Source organism: Anabaena sp. CCY 9613, assembly GCF_963920895.1.
In the GTDB taxonomy this organism is placed as follows: Bacteria; Cyanobacteriota; Cyanobacteriia; order Cyanobacteriales; family Nostocaceae; genus Cyanocohniella.
The window spans coordinates 37,167-55,095 of the sequence record NZ_CAWUDE010000012.1; the positions used below are offsets into that span (position 1 = coordinate 37,167).

Below are 17,929 nucleotides of genomic sequence, written 5' to 3' on the forward strand. Positions count from 1 at the left end.
CGTTTCTAACTACTCATCCCCATTGCGTTACCAGCTAAATATGAGGTTGTCCAAGCACTTTGGAAGTTGAAACCACCAGTGATGCCATCAATATCTAAAATTTCGCCGGCAAAGTAAAGTCCAGGAATTAGCTTACTTTCCATTGTTTTGAAGTTGACTTCTTTGAGATTCACGCCTCCACAGGTGACAAACTCTTCTTTAAAGACTCCTTTACCATTGATTAAGTATTCACCCTGAATCAGTTCTTGGACTAACTGATTTAATTTTTTGTTGGATAGTCCTGCCCAACGGTCTTCTGTGGAGATATCTACACGATCAACAATGTATTGCCAGAGGCGGTGGGGTAGGTCAACACCACGATGCAAGGCGATCGCTTTGTTGGCCCATTGGGTTTTGACTGCTAAAATTTTTTGCCGTACTTGTTCTTGATGCAAATCAGGCAACCAATTGACTAACAATTTCGCTTGATAGTGGTTTTGGTGCAGAAATCTGGCACCCCAAGCAGAAAGTTTAAGGACAGCCGGGCCACTCATACCCCAGTGGGTAATTAGCAATGGCCCGGTTTGTGTGAGTTGGGGTTTTCCTGTATCTAACCGTAATTGCACAGGATCAACACTAATACCAGCCAATGACCGCAATTTGGCATCGGGAATATTGAAGGTAAATAAAGAAGGTACAGGCGGTTCAATGTGATGACCAAACTCCCTAGCAATTTTATAACCTACAGGGTTACTGCCTGTGGCCAATAATAGGCGATCGCACTGTTTCGTTGCTCCTGATTTCCCAAAAATTTCAAACCCTTGGTTTTGAGCAAGTTGTTTGACTGTAACGACTGGTGTCCCAATGCGTAGTTCTATCCCAGATTTAGCAGCAGCTTTGACTAGACATTCCACAATTGTTTCGGAATTATCTGTAATGGGAAACATCCGACCATCTGCTTCGGTTTTTAAATGTACACCGTGGGCAGAAAACCAAGCCACTGTATCTTGTGCTTGGAAGCGGGTAAAAGCACCTAGTAGGGCCCTGCTACCTCTGGGGTAATTTTGGATTAACCTCTGTGGTTCAAAGCAAGCGTGAGTGACATTACAGCGTCCTCCACCAGAAATTAACACTTTCGCCAGGGGTTGGCGACTAGCTTCAAATAACGTGACTTGGGCATGAGGATTAGCTTTCGCACAAGCGATCGCGCCGAAAAATCCGGCCGCCCCACCCCCAATAACTACAATGTTTAACGGCAGCAAATTCAAAAACGTCTCTTTAGATCAATACCTATCTCTAGGCTAGCTGTTATTTTTACGGTTCTGACGGTTCAAATAAATCTTTTGTGGCACCGCAAACCGGACAAACCCAATCCTCTGGGATATCTTCAAAGGGTGTTCCTGGGGCTATACCGCTATCAGGATCGCCAACTTCAGGGTCATATTCGTAGCCACAAACAGTACATACATAAATTTCCATGAGCCTTTTCCTCTAAAAACGCCACCAAGTTCTTTGCACGTAGCTGATAATTCCCATAGCCATCGCCCCTAGTAACAATAACCCAATTACTCCACCCGGAATAAAGGTGAGAATACCAAAGCCTCTGAGTACCCAAACAGCTAGTCCAATGCCGAGAAGGATACCAAAAATCTGGGTTAATGTCCGGTTTAAGGAAGATTGATTCACTTAATTTTTCCTCTTAATTGAAAATTTATATTCCTATATATATATTGATAGTTAAACATCAATAGTATATGTGTAAACAAACACAAGCAAGGGTTTGATCCTGCTCAAAATCGGGTGATCCAAAATTATGACTACATTGCCTGCTTTTTGCTAAAAATCAGTTTGCATATGAGATTATATTTGTGCCATTCTAGCTGTTATAAATTTCTTTTTTCTCGAAATAGTAGTGATATTTTCATAGTCACTCATGTGTAGATCTGATTAAAAGTAATAATAAATACAGTTTTTTTAGGTGAAATTTCTGAATAATGTCCTGAAAATGTCTGGTTCCAGCAGTTGAAAACTGGAATTAAAATCTATGGGGTAGGACTCGACCTAATTTCATAGGTCGCCATTTCATCCCTAGTATAAGGTGGAAAAGGTGAGGAGTGAAGGAAATGAATATGTCTGCGTCTCAAATATCAGACTCAATGATTACAGGATCAGATATGGCTTGGAGTCAAAACCAGCAATCGTTGCTAATGCAGGGGGAAATTTTATTGCAAACGCGATCGCATACAGCCTGGGGCGGTTGTGTGACTGCTTGCATGTATTTACCACTAGTGCGATCGCAAGTCTGGCAGCAACTAACTGACTACCCTCGTTGGGTTCAATATTTTCCTGACATCACCAAAAGCGAAGTTATCTCCAAAGGTGAAGTTAAGCGACTGTATCAAGTAGCACACAAAGCCTTTTTATTTTTTACGGCGCAAGTCGAAATTTATCTTAACGTTGTAGAAGTGTTGGGGCAACAAATTCAATTCCGCATGGAAAAAGGAAATTTCCTGGACTTTACAGCCATTGTAGACCTACAGGATTGTGGTGATGGCACTTTGTTGGCATATAAAGTGCAAGCTACACCCAACCTCCCCATACCTGCGGTTTTTATTCAACAAGCCATGAATTTTGAGTTGCCTGCAAATATGCGTAAAATGCGGCAAGTTTTATGTAAGGTGCAATAAAGGCAATGTCACAGGCAAAAACTATTTTGGAATTTTGGTTTGGTCATCCCGATGAACCGGATTACGGCAAACCAAGGGCTGATTGGTTTCAGGAAAAAGCGGCATTTGATGAAGCCCTGCGAAATCAGTTTCTTGCAGATTACCAAAAGGCAGCAGCAGGATATTTAGACGACTGGATTGATGTCCCCGAAAGCTGTTTAGCTCTCATCCTGTTATTAGATCAGTTTCCGCGCAATATGTTTCGTGGCACGCCAGAAGCCTTTGCTACAGACTGGGAAGCACTTTCCGCTGCCCAGCACGCTGTGGCCAAAGGCTATGACTGCCAATTTTTGCCTGTGCAACGCTGGTTTATTTATTTACCCTTTGAACATAGTGAAAACCTTGAGGATCAACGTCAGAGTGTCAAACTATTTCAACAACTCAGAGATGATCCTGATAGTACCCAAGCCATCGAATATTCATGGCGTCATCAAGAAGTAATCGAGCGTTTTGGGCGCTTTCCTCATCGCAACAGCATTTTAGGACGTACCTCAACTCCAGAAGAAAAAGAGTTTTTACAGCAACCTAATTCATGGTTTTAGGCTAACAGATCAAGTTTTTGTTTGTAGTCAGGACTTTAGATAAGGACTAAAGTCCTGACTACGAACCCTTAAAATGAATCAGAACAGTCATCGTCAAATTCTGCATCCCATTTAGCTGACAAGACTTGTTCCATCATCTCTTCTATGGCACTGAAATTCAAATTCCGCTCTTTTCGCTCTTGTATAGGAGTCGAAAGGGGAATCAGCCGTAAACAAACGCCTTCTTGCAGCAAGTCAAAACAAGTTTCATTTTGTGGGGACTGTTTTAGCTCCAAGTAATCGAAACTATGAACATTCAAGTAAAGGGCACAATTAGCAACTAAAGTAGACCGTTGCGGATTTACAAATACTTCCATCACATCCCCTTCACCCTCGCTCTGTATGTTGCCATCTTGGGTGTAGATGTAGTGGACTCGACCTAAATCAGACAGCAATCGCCGTATGTCGAGCTTATTCACAATTATTCCCGTGTTAACAATGCACGGAGCTGGTATCCTGGCGTCGGGTAGATGATGACTCATAGGAAAATAGGAGATAAGCAAAGGTGAGGTACAACGCAGCTCAACAGTCACTTTAACAGCTTGTTGGCCCCCGATAATTTAAAAAATATCAACTTTGGAGGGCGATCGTCTCATAAGTCTAGAGTAAGTTATTGATTGCAAAATGCAAAATACAATTCTTTTTGTACAAGTATTGATTTGCTAAATTTTTGGCAATTACGTGACAATCGGCACTTTGAAAAAATAAATTACTGAAACCAGCATAACAAACTTTTTTTCATGAGTCTCTAATCAAGGGTAATCTTATTTGAAGCTTTAAAATTTTGACTACTGCTAGCGTGGGCATTAACGGCAATCTTCCTTAAGCAGTTTTTACGTATATTAACTAAGATGAATCAACTGTATCAGTGGTGGAAGTGGACAAAAAAAATAGGTTTAAAATTTTTATCGAGTATTATATTTTACACTGCAATTCCTCTACCTGATATTAAGGGGCTAGACTTCCAGGGAGTGGCGCATTTGGCCCCACTTGTCGGACTGCTGATTGGGGGAATATTAGGGCTATGTGATACGGGAATGAATTATTTGGGGATGCCCGTGCTAACTCGTAGCGCTTTAGTAGTGGGTATATGGATAGCCATGACTGGAGGATTGCACTTGGATGGGGCAATGGATACAGCCGACGGTTTAGCAGTAGGTAACCCCGAAAGACGACTAGAGGTGATGACAGATAGTGCTACAGGTGCCTTTGGGGCAATGACAGCGATCGCCTTAATATTATTAAAAACCGCCGCCTTGGTAGACATGGAACAAAACCGTTGGCTGATACTCATGGCAGCTTGCGGGTGGGGACGTTGGGGACAACAACTAGCCATCGCCTGCTATTCTTATCTCAAACCGACGGGCAAAGGTGCATTCCACAAACAAGCAATTCGTTCATCCCAGGATTTATTACCAGGACTGTTGTTGCTGTTGAGCTTGAGTGGATTACTGTGGTTATTAGATAGCCAGTCTGTATTTTTTGCCCTCGGGATGATACTAGCTGGAAGTGCGATCGCTACTCTTACAGGTGCATGGTTTAATCACAAATTAGGCGGGCACACTGGTGATACCTATGGTGCAGTCGTAGAGTGGACAGAAGCGCTGTTTCTTTGTACGCTGACCATTTTATAATTGCCAATTACTTCACCGGTTGTAGCTTGGTCACTTTCAGTTTAAAAGCCCCCACCCCAGTTTCCCCAAAAGACCGGACACGAATAATGTAAGTTCCTGTTTCGTTAATGCGCGTAAACAGTAGAGAATTACTAGTACCATCAGGCCCATCATCATTTTCTGCCACAGTCGCGCCATTGGGTGCTAACAATGTGATGATGGTATCGAAGCTTTCAGATGATAAATCAATTACTAAATTATCACCCTTATTCAACTTCACCGTATAATCACGAGCAAATCCACCCTGACCTGTGGGAATGTCTTTGTCAGACAGTGTATCGGTAAATTCAGTACTAGGAGTTAAAGGAATTGGACTGTATAACTTATTTTGGGCAAATGCTGCCCTTGTATTCATGCCAATTGCCAAAAATATGGCAGGAACAATAATTACTTTTTTTAAACCTGCCACAAAAGCTTTACTTATCATTATCAAACAGAGTTCCCACAAAAACAGGGTATTCGACCAATTATAGATTTCTCAGCTATGGCTTGCCCAGGAACTCTCAGGATATTTGTCTTTGACGGCAGTCGCAACGGCTGCTAACCCTAAAACGGCAATTCCACACTGCTGGAATGTTTGCACAGCGGATCTGGCTGTAGCACCAGTTGTATAGATATCGTCAACTAACAACACTGGGATTTTTAAACGACGACGGCGTAAGTCTTGACTGACAGCAAAAGCTGCAACCAAGTTGTTTTGTCGCTCAGACGACGATAAACCAAACTGTGCTTCAGTTTCTCGGACTCTTACTAAACCATTGACTTGTAATTTTAATCCAGTTGTTTGACAGAAGCTTTGGGCTATGAGTGCAGCTTGGTTATAACCGCGTTGTTTTTGCTTACTAGTATGGAGTGGGATGGGGATAACTAAAGGCTTATACTGTGATAAATTTGATAACCATGCTTCTCCCAGCCATTGACCCAAAGGACGGGCAATTTGGGGTTGATTGTCGTATTTCATCGTGGCGATCGCTCGTTTGAGAGGGCCGCCATACATGCCCCAGCCAAATACTGGTATTGGTTTTTGCCACAAAGTCGTAGGGTCTTGGTGGTGACAGTTGTACAATTGCCTAGCACAGTATAAGCAAAATTCACCAGAAGCAGGTTTTTGACACAAAGGACAATTGGATTGTAGAAATAAATTGAGAAAGCCTTTGAGGTTGTTAGTCCAGGTGGGCATAGGTGGGGACTGGGTAGATTTTCTCCCTCATGTCTTATAGCGTTTTAACATAGACGCGATCGCAGCGTGTTGTTTCTACACCTGTTGCTGGTTGGTAACCATTACTTTCATATAACTTGATGGCTTCCACCAAAACACTGGCGGTTTCAATCCAAACTTGCTGAAATCCACGGGAGGCGATGGCTGCTTCTAGCTGTTGTAACAAATATTTCCCTAAGCCTAAACCCCTGACACTAGATAAAAGATACATTTTGCGGATTTCTACAGCTTTTTTTCCCCGTTGAATGGGATAGTATGCTCCAGTACCCACTAGCTGCTTTTCGTGTTCAATTACCCAAAACTCGCCACCAGTAGCTAAGTAAAATTCTTCTACTTGCAGCACGTCTTTGTCTGCGCCGTTGGGTTCCCAACCCAAACCGTATTCTGATAGTACATAACTGATGACAGAGGCCGCTCTGGTGCGATCGCCCATCTCCCAATTACGAATCAAAAAATCTTGATAATAGTTTTTCATGGGTCAGGTTTGCACAGAAAATTTTTCTGAATCTATATCCCAATTTACCCAGTTAATTGCTTTTGTGGGAGATTTTGTCTGAGGGGCGCTTTTAACATGTATATATTTTGCCACAACTACGGTAAGTCTTTCCTAACAGCCACATACCACAAGGTATATCTGTGGCATAGCTGGTTAGAAGTGGACACTGGTAGGAGTTCCTAGAAGATACGTTGAGGTAGGGTCAACAGGCTCGATTTTAGTTTCCAGTTTACGTGTATCAGGTGAAAAAAGTTTATTTTGAGATGGAAATTGCAGTAGAGTCTATATAAATTCATGGTGTCACTATTATTGCCGAAGCAATGAAGCGGGGAAAGTCGTAGGAACAGTTAGATTAAAATTTCGCCTGATGCTATTATTAGCGACGAAAAAATTACTCGCTACTTATTAGTACCGAGAGAACAAGATGATAAATCAAAGTTTCTCGCAAAAGCTGGATTTACACAAGACAACCCAGAACTATTGAAAGCAGCAATTCGGCAACTGGCAGATTCAACAGAAGCAATACAAGATAGAGATAATGAATATGGGATGTTCTATCGCGTTACTGGTGAATTAATCGGCTTAAAGGGGCAAAACTTAGCAGTGATTACAGTTTGGCTGCAAAGGACTGTTGACGGCAAGTTTCAGTTTATCACCCTCAAACCCAACAAGGAGTCTGCAAATGAACTTTGAACCATACCAGCGTGTCGCCTTAAATCGTGACTTAGAAGAATATCAATTAAAAAAAGGTGATGTAGCAACTTTAATTGATTTTGTCCCTCATCCCAGCAATGGCGAACAAGGATGTGTTCTAGAAGTATTCAATGCAACTGGTGAATCAATCGCTGTTGTCATCGTTCCCATATCTGATATTAAACCACTGCGAAATCATGAAATTTTAAGTGTTCGCTCTTTGGCGGAAATTTAGGTCGCCCACCTCAACATTTTATGGACACACCTTTTATTCCTGTAGTTCATTCAATTCCTGAAGGGTCAGCTTTAATTGACACTGTACTTGATAACTACTCAATTAACAAGCCTCTCAGTTGTAAGTTATATAAACGTGGGCTTAACGATACTTATTTAATAGAAACTGAGCAAGAGAGATATATTTTACGGATTTATAGATGTAGTTGGAGAAATAAAGAAGAGATTGGTTTTGAGTTAGAACTTTTAGCATTTTTAAATAACAAAAATCAGCCAGTAGCATACCCTCTTCTGAGAAAAGATGGTGGTTTTACTACAGAGGTTTTAGCACCGGAGGGTGTACGTTATGCGGCTGTGTTTACTTATGCACCAGGATGTGCAGTTAATGAAAAGCTTCATGCTGACCAAAGTTATTTTTTGGGAAAAGTGTTGGCAGAAATTCACCAGGAATTAAACTGCTTTAGGAGTAGTTTTACTCGGAATAAATTAAATAGTGAATATTTACTTCATAGGTCATTAATAGCAATTATACGCCTCTACAAACATCGTCAACATGAGCTAGACTACCTTGAACAATTAATCAAAAAAATTACTAGCCAAATAGCCGGATTTAGGCTACCTTTTAAAGCCCCTGAGTATGGAATTTGTATAGGTGATGTACATTCAGGTAATGCTCATTTTACAGCGCAGAATAAACCAACATTGTTTGACTTTGATCAGTGTGGTTATAGCTGGCGTGCTTTTGACATTGCAAAGTTTTTACACGCAGCATTAAGGATGAAGATAGACGTTGAAGTTAGAAACAGTTTTATTGAAGGTTATCAGACAATTCGCCAGTTGAGTAAAGATGAACTAGCATCAATTCCCGTATTTGTTCAAACTGCTCATATCTGGGTTATGGGAATTAGTACAAGTGTTGTAGGTGATGTTTTACCTTATGGTTGGTTCGATGATCATTGGCTAGATACAAGGTTAGCCATGCTGAAAAGTTTAGATAATGCAGAAATTCAAATCTGTTAACCACCAAAACTTTCAAGCGCCCAAATTACTAAATATTTCAATCAAATTGCCATCAGGATCACGGAAATGGGCGGTTCGCAGTCCCCAGGTGGGACGGTCTTGGGGTTGCGTCACAACTGTCACATTTTTTTCTTTGAGATACTGATATAGTTCATCGACACTATCAACGGCGAAGACCAAAGCCACTTTATTGTGACAGTCGTTTGCTGAAGTCAGATAGGCGCTGGGGACGGCTTCAGCCATTAAGTCTTTTTTGAATAAAGCCAGTTTGATACCATCTCCAGTGTGCAACTCGGCATACCAACTATTTTCGTCGCCCCAATCAATATTAAATCCCAACACATCCCGATAAAACAGAAAGCAATCTTTGAAATTGGAGACTAGCAACCTGATGTGTGTTAATTGAATTATCATGTCTTTTGCTTGATTCTACTAACTATGGATTCTTGGTTCTGGATGCAAATTTTCCAGCAACTCACTTTCAACAATTGCCAATTCGTCTAGCCGTTGCATAACTATTGCACGATCATAGTAAGTATCGGCTAAAACCCAATAAGTACCGTAATGTCTGGCTTCTGATGCCATCAAACTGCCATAAAACGCAGCTAATTCTGGCTCAGGGCAATGTGTAGCTAATAGTCCCAGACGTTCGTGACTGCGAGCTTCTATTAATCCGGTAACTAGTAAAGAATCTAAAAAGCGATGGGGTTCTTGGGGACGCACAGCAGCACGTAAGCCTGCACCGTAGGGAGGCGGTTGTAGGGGCGCCAGGGCAATATTCCGGCGTTCTAACCATTGGTTAACTAGTTCAAAATGTTCTAGTTCTTCGCGGGCGATCGCAGTTAATTCCCGTACCATTTTAGTATTGGAAGGATAGCGAAACATAAAGTTGAGTGCTACCCCAGCGGCTTTACGTTCACAGTGAGAATGATCAAGCAAAATGATGTCTAAGTTAGCTAGGGCCTGTTCGATCCAAGCATGACTCGTCGGTTGCTTGAGGGCATTGATAGTAGGTAATACAGAAGTAAGCACAGGGTGACAAAACTCCGGAAATTTGAATATTGTGTAGTATCCCAGCAAATTGATTTTAATAGTGGATGGGACAATCAGGTAGACTTCATCAAATATGTTTGACAGTTTTTCTAATTGTCTGTCATCTTGTGAGGATATATATTTGTAAATATACTTAATAATTTAGTGTTCAGCGATGCTGATGACCACAGAATACCACAGCTGCAATAGTAAATATTTGCAGCCTCGGATAAAGTTGTTTTAACTAGTGAAAAAAGTAAATCACCAGGGCGCTGAAAATTACTCATCCTGTTCTACAAGCTTTGTGGTGAATGAACACCAATCATCCTTGTCCGGGGTAATTTGCTAACGCTCTGGTGCTTTTTGAGCGGAAGTTTCCGCCCTAAGGGTATAAGTAAAGGGTTTAAAAAGCCTATAACAGTTATTTAGAAATTATTGTATCAGCCCACACATTTTATTTGAAATTTGAGCATGTTAAGCAGTGAGTAATGTAAATACATACTCTTAATAAAAAACCACAGAAAATTCATGTGTGATTATCTATGGTTTATGTGAAAAAATCCGTAATTTTGCTTTATTTTTAAGTTTGTCGATTAACTAGGGTGGCACTAGCTTGATCCACTGGCATGAGTATCACTTCATTGATATTGACATGAGGCGATCGCGTGACACAAAAGAAAATCACATCAGCTATATCATCGGGAGTCAGAGGCGTCGTTCCTTGATAAACTTTTTGAGCGCGTTCCGTATCCCCATGAAAACGCACATCACTAAATTCTGTTTCTACCATTCCTGGGTCAACAGAAGTTACTCTAATGGGAGTTCCTAACAAGTCTTGTTTTAAACCTTCAGAAATTGCCTTAACAGCAGCCTTGGTACCACAGTAGACATTACCACCAGGGTAAGTTTGATGTCCGGCAATGGAACCCAAATTTACCACATGACCACGACCACGATTTACCATACCGGGAACAACATAACGGGTGAGGTAAAGCAAACCCTTAATATTGGTATCAATCATTTCTTCCCAGTCTTGAGAGTTGCCTTCATGCAACTTGTCTAAACCGCGGCTCAGACCAGCATTGTTAATCAGAATATCAATATCAGACCAATGGGGGGGTAAGCTAGAAATAGCAGATTCCACAGCCACGCGATCGCGTACGTCTAAAGGTAACAAATAAATCTCTACACCGTACATTTTGTTAAGTGCGTTTGCCACCTCTTGCAAGCGTTCCCCACGTCGCGCCGCTAAAATCAGTCTTGCACCACCACGCGCAAATATTTTCGCACAAGCAGTACCGATACCACTACTTGCACCCGTGATTAAAATTACTTGATTGTTTACAGTAATCATGATTAATTCAAAGTTAATCGTCAACAAAAGTAGAGAGTCGGGGAAGCAAAGACAAATCAATCAAAATTAAACTTTTTTGATTTTTGACTTTTGATTTTTGAGCGCCAGTTGCTACAAGATAGGACTGCTTCACCACGGCGCTGTCTCCCCAACGCACTGGCTCCTTTTAACTTCCCCGGAGGGGTTTCCTACCTCACCACTTGCAGACGCTGAGTTACCATCGTCATGCCACTACCGCGGAGAATCACGGCAGAAATCCACTGATTACCAGGGGTAGATGGTGCGCGTCCCACTTTAAAGAGTCCACCGGATGTCAGCAATTCCAAATCTACAGAGGTGGGATTGAGAAACTTGCTAGGTTGCACTGGTTCTTCAACTGCCGTTCCCAAAAGAAAATCATCACCTAGTGGCTCTTGAACAATGGCATCAAAACTATATTGCTCGCCTACCTTCACCTGCTGAGGTAAATTGATATCAATTTGGGGCGGCTGGTTACCAGATGTCAGGAGGGTACGTTCTGATAAAATTTCTTGATTGACAATTCTGCCGCCTTGAATCCGCTGGCGGGATTTAATGGTGGCATTGAGGCCTACATTATTAGCATTAGCTGATGGTAACCCAGTGATATTAGTTACCGTTTCAGCTACAATAGCGTTGCCCTCAGATTTCCAAGATTCCAGCGTTGTACTATATCGCAACTGTGGATATCGCTTCCAGAATGCCGTCAAGGATTGTTCCAAAGTTTGGCGATTTAACCCATCTCCATGAGTGAAGGTAGGGCTGTATAGTTGCATCACACCTTTGATGTCCCCCTTGCTAGCTGTGGCATCCATTTGTGTTAATAAATTTTTGAGTTCAGCTGGTGCATTCTGCAAAGCAACGGGTTGAACTGATGGTTCGGATTTTACTTCTTCTGAGAAAGTGTAAGCTCTTCTGCTTTCGCTCCAGTTGATTAGCCTTTCCCTCAGAGAAATCGTTTCTGTACGTGTAGCGTTGGCCACAGAAGAAGAGTTGGGTAGGAAGTTTGGTGGTGTACTGGCTTTAACAGATTGCCAACTACTAGTTACACCAAGAATCAGCAAAGATAAAATTAACCAAATACCATTGGGAAATTTTCGTTGATGTTTCAGTAATAATGCAGTAATGTTATTCATTTGGTAAGAGTTTACTGATTTAAGTAGAGAACGTCAGGAAATTGTTTTATCTTAGTTAAGCTAGGCGCTAAACGGTAGAGTGTTGATGGCAAATGCACCAATAAAATTATTAATAGCTGCTAGTGGGACTGGTGGACACTTATTTCCAGCGATCGCACTGGCTGAAAAATTGCCAGAGTATAAAATTGAGTGGCTGGGTGTCCCCAATCGTTTAGAAACTCAACTTGTCCCCAAACAGTATCCTTTGCATACTATTGCAGTTGAAGGGTTTCAGCAAGGATTTGGCTTGTCTTCGTTACGTATATTGGGTAAATTGATTGCTTCGATTCTCGAAGTGAGACAAATTCTCAAACAGGGTAATTTTCAAGGCGTGTTCACCACCGGGGGATATATTGCTGGGCCGAGTGTAATTGCGGCGCGATCGCTGGGGTTACCTGTGGTTTTCCATGAATCGAATGCCTTACCGGGTAAAGTAACTCGGTTTTTTGGCCCCTGGTGTACTGCGGTAGCTTTAGGATTTGCCGTTGCTGCTAAATATTTGCCGCGCGCCCAAAATGTCTGTGTAGGGACTCCCGTACGTTCCCAATTCCTAGATGGCGGATTGGATACAACCCTGGATTTACCAATTCCTGATGATGTTCCGTTAATTGTTGTTTTTGGTGGTAGTCAAGGTGCAGTTGCAGTCAATCAGTTAGTGCGCCAATCAGCGCCAGCCTGGTTTGATGTCGGTGCTTATGTAGTACATTTAACAGGCGATCGCGATCCTGAAGCAGATAGCCTCAAACATCCACAATACATAGCCTTACCTTTTTACGAGAATATGGCGGCGTTGTTGCGACGAGCCAATTTAGCAATTAGTCGTTCTGGTGCTGGGAGTTTAACAGAATTAGCAGTGTGTGGAACCCCAGCAATTTTGATTCCTTACCCCTTTGCTGCCGAAGACCATCAATCTTATAATGCTGACGTATTTACTAAAGCTGGTGCGGCTTTAACGTTCCCACAATCAGAGTTAACAACAGAGATATTGCAAACTCAAGTTTTGAATTTATTACAATCACCAGCAGCACTGGCAAAAATGGCAGATAATGCCAAGGCGATCGCAGTTCCTGATAGTGCTGATAAGTTGGCCTCTCTACTGCGTGAAGTTTTAGAAACATAAAAAACAGGCAGAGGTACAAAGGGATGAGTTAAAGTCCTGCCTTTCCCGACTCTCTTGCCTGCGATTTCTCCAAATATCATTATTTTATGGATAATTAAACACTACACGACCACCAGGACGCCAATCACAATGGATAAAACCTCTATGCATTCCTCTTCCCAAGCCAGTGCAATCAGAGGCGCGACAAATTTCCATAAGTCGGGAAAAGTTGCCGTCAGCAGGGGCAATGTCAATTGCTAATCCTTGAATATGCTGAGAATAACGCGCACCTCCAATGCGTCGATTAACAGCAAGTGGGCGATAAGCAGAAGTGATCGCAATGGCACTACCGTATTTCTCACGAATTTTGCCAAAACCTTGAGTCGTTTTGATAATGTTATTAATAATAGCTCTAGATTCTGGCGCTCTTTCCGGGTTACATCCTTGAGTGAATTCTCCCCAAGTTAGAGGTATGCCAGGAACTATCAATTCATTTTGGTAAACGGTCATACCAGTTACTAACCTCATAGTTCGACCTGTTTTAGTGCCTAAAGTCGATGTAGGTAAGGGTGTAAGTTTCTGGGTTTGTTCTTCAATGACTGTATGATTTACTGCAATCTCTAATAATGCAGCAACGGTGGTTGGCCCTAATAATTCCGGAGAATCTAGCCAAACACTTTCTTTAAATTGGGCAAAGGCTTTTTGGGTTAAATCACCTGCGATACCATCAATTTGACCCTGATAAATTTCTGCCTGGTTCAGCAAAGTTTGGACTTCTTTAATGGTGTCAGTATCAGATTCAGTGAGTTTGATTGTGCTATTGTCAGACTGAATTTTATTTAAATTCAGAAATTCCCCTAGAACTGTTGTCATTGATGCATCTCCTTTAATTGCCGATTGACTAATTGAAGCTACAGTTATTTCCTCGGTGATTCCTGAAAATCGCCATACCCACTATGCTGCGAATTTCAAGCAAGGGAAATTTTGAAATACAGATATAAGCTGCTTGATTATAGTTTTTTTAGTTACTTAGGTTTTACAGTGTTTATCCTTAATTTTTTCCTATTCGTACACAAAATATCCTATCTAACTCAAGACTGGCTAGGCTTTAGTATTATTTGTAACATAAAAAATATGTATTAAGTTTTACAAACGCGGAGCCGTCAAAAATCTAGACTTCATTGATCAAAATCCAGGCGATTTTACTCTGGACTGATTTTGTTTTACAATTTGTTACATGGATGATTTGCCGTTATACCAAACAGCATGAAAAAACTAATATGGTGTCCTATCATGGCTACTCTGCTAATGGGATTTACAGATAAGTTAGCTATTAGCCAGAAGCCCCAACACTATTTGCAAATAAATCTCAAATCCTCACAATCTTTTGTAGATTTAGACGAGCCTACTGCTGTTAAGGTTTCTCAGGCTACCAAAGAAATTGATGAAAAAACAGCTTTTAACTTAGTTTGGCAGTTGCCGCAAGTACAACGCAAAGCACGTACCATCTCACAACTATCCAAAGGGACAATCAAAGTTGACGCAATTGTTGATGGCTATCCGACACCCGATGATCCCTACTACAAAGTTCGGGTATTTGAGGATGAACCAGACCATAATACAACGATTTATTGGTTTCGTGTCTTAAGTACAGGTGATGTTATCGAAGTCTTAGATGTAATCGAAAACAAATACATATCCTTGGAAGAATGGAGAGTGCAATTAAAACGCTAGCAAGTAATAATTGTGCTATTTTCTACGAACATGAGATACTTTGGGAATTGCAAGTCCCTCATTACATAAGACCAATGTCTGAACACAAATCTTTAAGTCCCTGGAACTACAAACCTTGGTGGTGTCAGCCTTGGTCTATCCTACTTACAGGTGTAATAATAATTAGCGGTAGTTGGTTATTATTTAAAATTATTTGGCTAACAGTCCTCGTTGCCATACCTGTCTTAGCATGGATGGGATTTTTTCTCTTAATTTGGCCGCAGCTCATGATTCGCAGTGGCGTTTTAGAATCATATCAACGTGACTCCATACAACAATAAATAATGAGGATTTGAGAGGTTTTTTGCGTAATTCCTAAATGCATCTCCTACTCCGGATAAGTTTGGTCTGGTAAAAATAAAGTGAATTGACTACCTTTACCTAGTTTTGATACTACTGTGACATCTCCACCATGCAACCGGGCTAACTTGCGGGTCAAAGCCAAACCCAAGCCAGTACCTTCATATTGACGATTTAATCGACTGTCTAATTGTTTAAAAGGCTCAAATAGAAATTGAAACTGATTGGCATCAATCCCAATACCAGTATCAGAAACTGTGAAACTAATACCTTCAGGTACTTTTTGCACTAGTAAAGAAACTTGACCCGCTGGGGTGAACTTAATAGCATTAGTTAAAAGATTTATTAACATTTGTTTGACACGCCGGGCATCAGCAACAAACATACCTGCTTTTGAATCAATGTCACTTGTGAGGTCTAATCCTTTTTCTATAGCGCGATCGCGGACTGTCGATAAGACAGAATTACATAGCTCTGGTACTGACAAAGGTAATACAGATAATTCTTCTTTACCTGCTTCAATTTTAGATAAGTCTAAGATATCGTTAATTACTGCCAGTAGATGTTCACCACTGCTGTATATACAACTTATATACTCCTTTTGTTTCTCATTGAGTGAGCCAACCATTTCTTGTTGTAGCAACTGAGACAAGCCCATAATGGCATTGAGAGGTGTCCGTAGTTCATGGCTCATGGTTGCTAAAAATTCACTTTTTGCCCGACTACCCGCTTCTGCTGCTGCTTGAGAAGCACGTAGTTTTAACTCTATTTGTTTGCGCTCAGTAATGTCTTCAATCATCGCTAAAAAACATTCAGGTGCACCATTGCTGTCTGGAAGTATAGAAACGGATATTTGAGTCCAAACTAGGCTACCATCTTTGTGTATTAAGCGTCTTTCCATCTCAATGTGTTGTTTGACGACAAGTTGTTTACCATCGTCTAGATGGATTCCGGAAATTAGTTGTTTGTAAACTGCTAAATCTCCCTTTTGGTGAGCAATGTAATTGATGAAGCGTTGACCACATAGTTCTTGGCGGCTGTATCCCAACATGTGACACAAGGCGGGATTAATATCCACTACTTGTGCTTTGAGATTGATCAGGCCAATACCAATGGAGGAACGCTCAAAAATTGCCCGAAATTGAGTCTCGCTTTGTCGTAGTGCTTCTTGTGCGGCGTTGCGATCGCTTGCTTCTAGAGCCAGGGTGACAAAATCTGCAATTGAGGCGGCAAAATTTTCTTCCGCCAAATTCCAATGACGCACCTCGCCAAAGTGTTCATGACAGACTACCCCCACCAAATGACCCCCAAGCCAAATGGGTGCAGCCAACAAAGATGCAATACCAAATACAGAAAGATAAACCGTTGATAACTCTTGGGTTCTTTGGTCTTCGATGGCATCATGGACTGCAATGCTACGTTCTTCTTTTAACGCCTGAAAATAAGCAGGATAATTCGCTTTTAAAAAATATTTACCAGAGGTATGTTCTTGTTTACTCACATCATACAAATTGATACATTCAATGGCAGAGCGGTCTTCGTTATACAACCACACGCCAACTCGCTTCACTGAGAGGGTTTGCGCTGCAATTTCGGTTATTTCTCTGAGTGCTGCATTCAGATTTCCTTGTTGAAATGTTTTGCTTCTAGCTAATTGCACTAGCGCCTGACTTTGTTTGCGCCGCTCCTGCTCTTTGAGTTGCAAGACTTCTTCTACTTGTTGAGGTTCTGTAATATCTTCAGCCACTACCATCTGCATTTGTTGTCCCCGGAAAGAAATTACTTTGCCTTGCGGGTCTACAGGAAAGGTAGAACCGTCTGTGTTAACTACAATTACTTCACAGGGTTTTTCATAACCGGGCAGTATATTTTTATTCATCAAATCTTTTAACTATATTTATATACTGAGTCTGTCAAGTACTCACATTCTCCAGAAAATACTGGCTCTGAATCAGCTGAAATTGTAGCTGGGAGGTCATATTTTTAACGATTAACACTCAGATAACATAGAAGACTCCAAAATAGCATCACTCCCTTAGGGTAAATCTGTTAGGGTTGATACTCTCTGTTGGCTCTGATCATTAGAAAATATGATTAATGGTGATAAATTGCACCTATGGGATTTGTTACGCAATAAAGCAGCTTTATCTAAAAATTCTCAGCAAACAAGGGCTGCATACGCAATTTTAGAAAAAATTGGATTTGGATTGATAATATCTTGATGAAAAATCCTATACATAGTTAAGGGGCGGTTATATTAACCAAGACTGTCTGATAAGCCTATGCAGCAGTTGTTTAAGCTGGCAAACATCAATTTACAATAATGACCAATACTTGTTTCATAGTACAAGTACCTAGATTTATCTTGGGGGTTAAAAGAGGCAAGGGAGCAGGGGGGAAAACCGGGACGAAGCTTGGACTCTGCCCCGTATAAACGTTTTAAAAGGACGGGGCTTGTACCCATGTTCCGCTCCGCTCCAAACACTACCGTGTATACACAAATCATCTGATCCCCCTAAATCCACGCCACTTGCTACAAGTCGGGAAACCCGCCCAA

General features: G+C 41.3%; 22 protein-coding genes. 9 read left to right on the forward strand and 13 right to left on the reverse strand.

The features are described from left to right. Positions 1-5 precede the first annotated feature (5 nt). Genes ACM0OT_RS15210 through ACM0OT_RS15220 form a run of 3 tightly spaced genes read right to left on the reverse strand, consistent with a single transcriptional unit; the run spans position 6 to position 1,665 of the window. Positions 6-1,241: an NAD(P)/FAD-dependent oxidoreductase gene (locus tag ACM0OT_RS15210; protein ID WP_414565325.1), complete on the reverse strand. Its 1,236-nt coding sequence runs from the start codon at positions 1,239-1,241 to the stop codon at positions 6-8. 52 nt (positions 1,242-1,293) lie between these two features. After that, positions 1,294-1,458, reverse strand: a complete 165-nt coding sequence (gene rd / locus ACM0OT_RS15215) for a rubredoxin (protein ID WP_414543956.1) — start codon at positions 1,456-1,458, stop codon at positions 1,294-1,296. A gap of 12 nt (positions 1,459-1,470) precedes the next feature. Then, positions 1,471-1,665, reverse strand: a complete 195-nt coding sequence (locus ACM0OT_RS15220) for a hypothetical protein (RefSeq protein ID WP_414565192.1) — start codon at positions 1,663-1,665, stop codon at positions 1,471-1,473. Between the two features lie 443 nt (positions 1,666-2,108). On the opposite strand from ACM0OT_RS15220, the gene ACM0OT_RS15225 reads away from it, so the two are divergent. Then, positions 2,109-2,666, forward strand: coding sequence for an SRPBCC family protein (locus tag ACM0OT_RS15225; RefSeq protein ID WP_414565193.1), 558 nt, complete (start codon positions 2,109-2,111; stop codon positions 2,664-2,666). Between the two features lie 5 nt (positions 2,667-2,671). Further along, the gene (locus tag ACM0OT_RS15230) at positions 2,672-3,247 is read left to right on the forward strand and encodes a DUF924 family protein (RefSeq protein ID WP_414543953.1); all 576 of its coding nucleotides are present in this window, start codon (positions 2,672-2,674) and stop codon (positions 3,245-3,247) included. A gap of 68 nt (positions 3,248-3,315) precedes the next feature. Here ACM0OT_RS15230 and ACM0OT_RS15235 read toward each other — a convergent pair whose 3' ends face one another. Continuing rightward, positions 3,316-3,768 (reverse strand): hypothetical protein, encoded by a 453-nt coding sequence (locus ACM0OT_RS15235; RefSeq protein WP_414565194.1) that lies wholly within the window; start codon positions 3,766-3,768, stop codon positions 3,316-3,318. Positions 3,769-4,137: 369 nt separating this feature from the next. Between ACM0OT_RS15235 and cobS the strand changes: the two genes are divergently transcribed. After that, positions 4,138-4,920 carry an adenosylcobinamide-GDP ribazoletransferase gene (gene cobS, locus ACM0OT_RS15240; protein ID WP_414565195.1) on the forward strand — a complete coding sequence of 261 codons (783 nt, stop codon included), beginning with the start codon at positions 4,138-4,140 and terminating at the stop codon, positions 4,918-4,920. Positions 4,921-4,927: 7 nt separating this feature from the next. On the opposite strand, the gene ACM0OT_RS15245 is transcribed toward cobS, so the two are convergent. The 3 genes from ACM0OT_RS15245 to ACM0OT_RS15255 are packed head-to-tail and all read right to left on the reverse strand — an operon-like array spanning position 4,928 to position 6,653. Further along, positions 4,928-5,386 carry a PPC domain-containing protein gene (locus ACM0OT_RS15245; RefSeq protein WP_414565197.1) on the reverse strand — a complete coding sequence of 153 codons (459 nt, stop codon included), beginning with the start codon at positions 5,384-5,386 and terminating at the stop codon, positions 4,928-4,930. Positions 5,387-5,437: 51 nt separating this feature from the next. Further along, the gene (locus ACM0OT_RS15250; RefSeq protein WP_414565198.1) at positions 5,438-6,139 is read right to left on the reverse strand and encodes a ComF family protein; all 702 of its coding nucleotides are present in this window, start codon (positions 6,137-6,139) and stop codon (positions 5,438-5,440) included. A gap of 34 nt (positions 6,140-6,173) precedes the next feature. Next, the gene (locus ACM0OT_RS15255) at positions 6,174-6,653 is read right to left on the reverse strand and encodes a GNAT family N-acetyltransferase (protein WP_414565199.1); all 480 of its coding nucleotides are present in this window, start codon (positions 6,651-6,653) and stop codon (positions 6,174-6,176) included. Between the two features lie 396 nt (positions 6,654-7,049). On the opposite strand from ACM0OT_RS15255, the gene ACM0OT_RS15260 reads away from it, so the two are divergent. From ACM0OT_RS15260 to ACM0OT_RS15270, 3 genes are read left to right on the forward strand one after another with little or no spacing between them, the layout of a single operon-like run. After that, positions 7,050-7,367 (forward strand): DUF6883 domain-containing protein, encoded by a 318-nt coding sequence (locus ACM0OT_RS15260; RefSeq protein ID WP_414565326.1) that lies wholly within the window; start codon positions 7,050-7,052, stop codon positions 7,365-7,367. Next, positions 7,357-7,602, forward strand: coding sequence for a DUF4926 domain-containing protein (locus ACM0OT_RS15265; RefSeq protein WP_414565200.1), 246 nt, complete (start codon positions 7,357-7,359; stop codon positions 7,600-7,602). Before ACM0OT_RS15260 ends, ACM0OT_RS15265 begins: the two co-directional genes overlap by 11 nt. 20 nt (positions 7,603-7,622) lie before the next feature. Further along, positions 7,623-8,621, forward strand: a complete 999-nt coding sequence (locus tag ACM0OT_RS15270; protein WP_414565201.1) for a phosphotransferase enzyme family protein — start codon at positions 7,623-7,625, stop codon at positions 8,619-8,621. 12 nt (positions 8,622-8,633) lie between these two features. On the opposite strand, the gene ACM0OT_RS15275 is transcribed toward ACM0OT_RS15270, so the two are convergent. From ACM0OT_RS15275 to ACM0OT_RS15290, 4 genes are all read right to left on the reverse strand, one after another. Then, positions 8,634-9,035 carry a VOC family protein gene (locus ACM0OT_RS15275; protein WP_414565202.1) on the reverse strand — a complete coding sequence of 134 codons (402 nt, stop codon included), beginning with the start codon at positions 9,033-9,035 and terminating at the stop codon, positions 8,634-8,636. Positions 9,036-9,053: 18 nt separating this feature from the next. After that, positions 9,054-9,653, reverse strand: coding sequence for a tRNA-(ms[2]io[6]A)-hydroxylase (locus tag ACM0OT_RS15280; protein ID WP_414565203.1), 600 nt, complete (start codon positions 9,651-9,653; stop codon positions 9,054-9,056). 580 nt (positions 9,654-10,233) lie between these two features. After that, complete coding sequence (locus ACM0OT_RS15285; RefSeq protein ID WP_414565204.1) at positions 10,234-11,007, reverse strand: SDR family oxidoreductase; 774 nt, start codon at positions 11,005-11,007, stop codon at positions 10,234-10,236. 188 nt (positions 11,008-11,195) lie between these two features. Beyond that, positions 11,196-12,161 carry a nuclear transport factor 2 family protein gene (locus ACM0OT_RS15290; protein WP_414565205.1) on the reverse strand — a complete coding sequence of 322 codons (966 nt, stop codon included), beginning with the start codon at positions 12,159-12,161 and terminating at the stop codon, positions 11,196-11,198. A gap of 85 nt (positions 12,162-12,246) precedes the next feature. On the opposite strand from ACM0OT_RS15290, the gene murG reads away from it, so the two are divergent. Continuing rightward, the gene (gene murG, locus ACM0OT_RS15295; RefSeq protein ID WP_414565206.1) at positions 12,247-13,320 is read left to right on the forward strand and encodes an undecaprenyldiphospho-muramoylpentapeptide beta-N-acetylglucosaminyltransferase; all 1,074 of its coding nucleotides are present in this window, start codon (positions 12,247-12,249) and stop codon (positions 13,318-13,320) included. An 84-nt stretch (positions 13,321-13,404) separates the two neighbouring features. Here the strand turns inward: murG and ACM0OT_RS15300 are convergent, their stop codons facing one another. Further along, complete coding sequence (locus tag ACM0OT_RS15300; RefSeq protein ID WP_414565207.1) at positions 13,405-14,172, reverse strand: D-Ala-D-Ala carboxypeptidase family metallohydrolase; 768 nt, start codon at positions 14,170-14,172, stop codon at positions 13,405-13,407. A 420-nt stretch (positions 14,173-14,592) separates the two neighbouring features. Between ACM0OT_RS15300 and ACM0OT_RS15305 the strand changes: the two genes are divergently transcribed. After that, on the forward strand, positions 14,593-15,033 hold the full coding sequence (locus ACM0OT_RS15305; protein ID WP_414565208.1) for a hypothetical protein: 441 nt from the start codon (positions 14,593-14,595) through the stop codon (positions 15,031-15,033). A gap of 74 nt (positions 15,034-15,107) precedes the next feature. After that, positions 15,108-15,353 (forward strand): DUF6737 family protein, encoded by a 246-nt coding sequence (locus ACM0OT_RS15310; protein ID WP_414565209.1) that lies wholly within the window; start codon positions 15,108-15,110, stop codon positions 15,351-15,353. A 47-nt stretch (positions 15,354-15,400) separates the two neighbouring features. Here ACM0OT_RS15310 and ACM0OT_RS15315 read toward each other — a convergent pair whose 3' ends face one another. Beyond that, on the reverse strand, positions 15,401-17,131 hold the full coding sequence (locus ACM0OT_RS15315; RefSeq protein WP_414565327.1) for an ATP-binding protein: 1,731 nt from the start codon (positions 17,129-17,131) through the stop codon (positions 15,401-15,403). Positions 17,132-17,929: the final 798 nt, after the last annotated feature.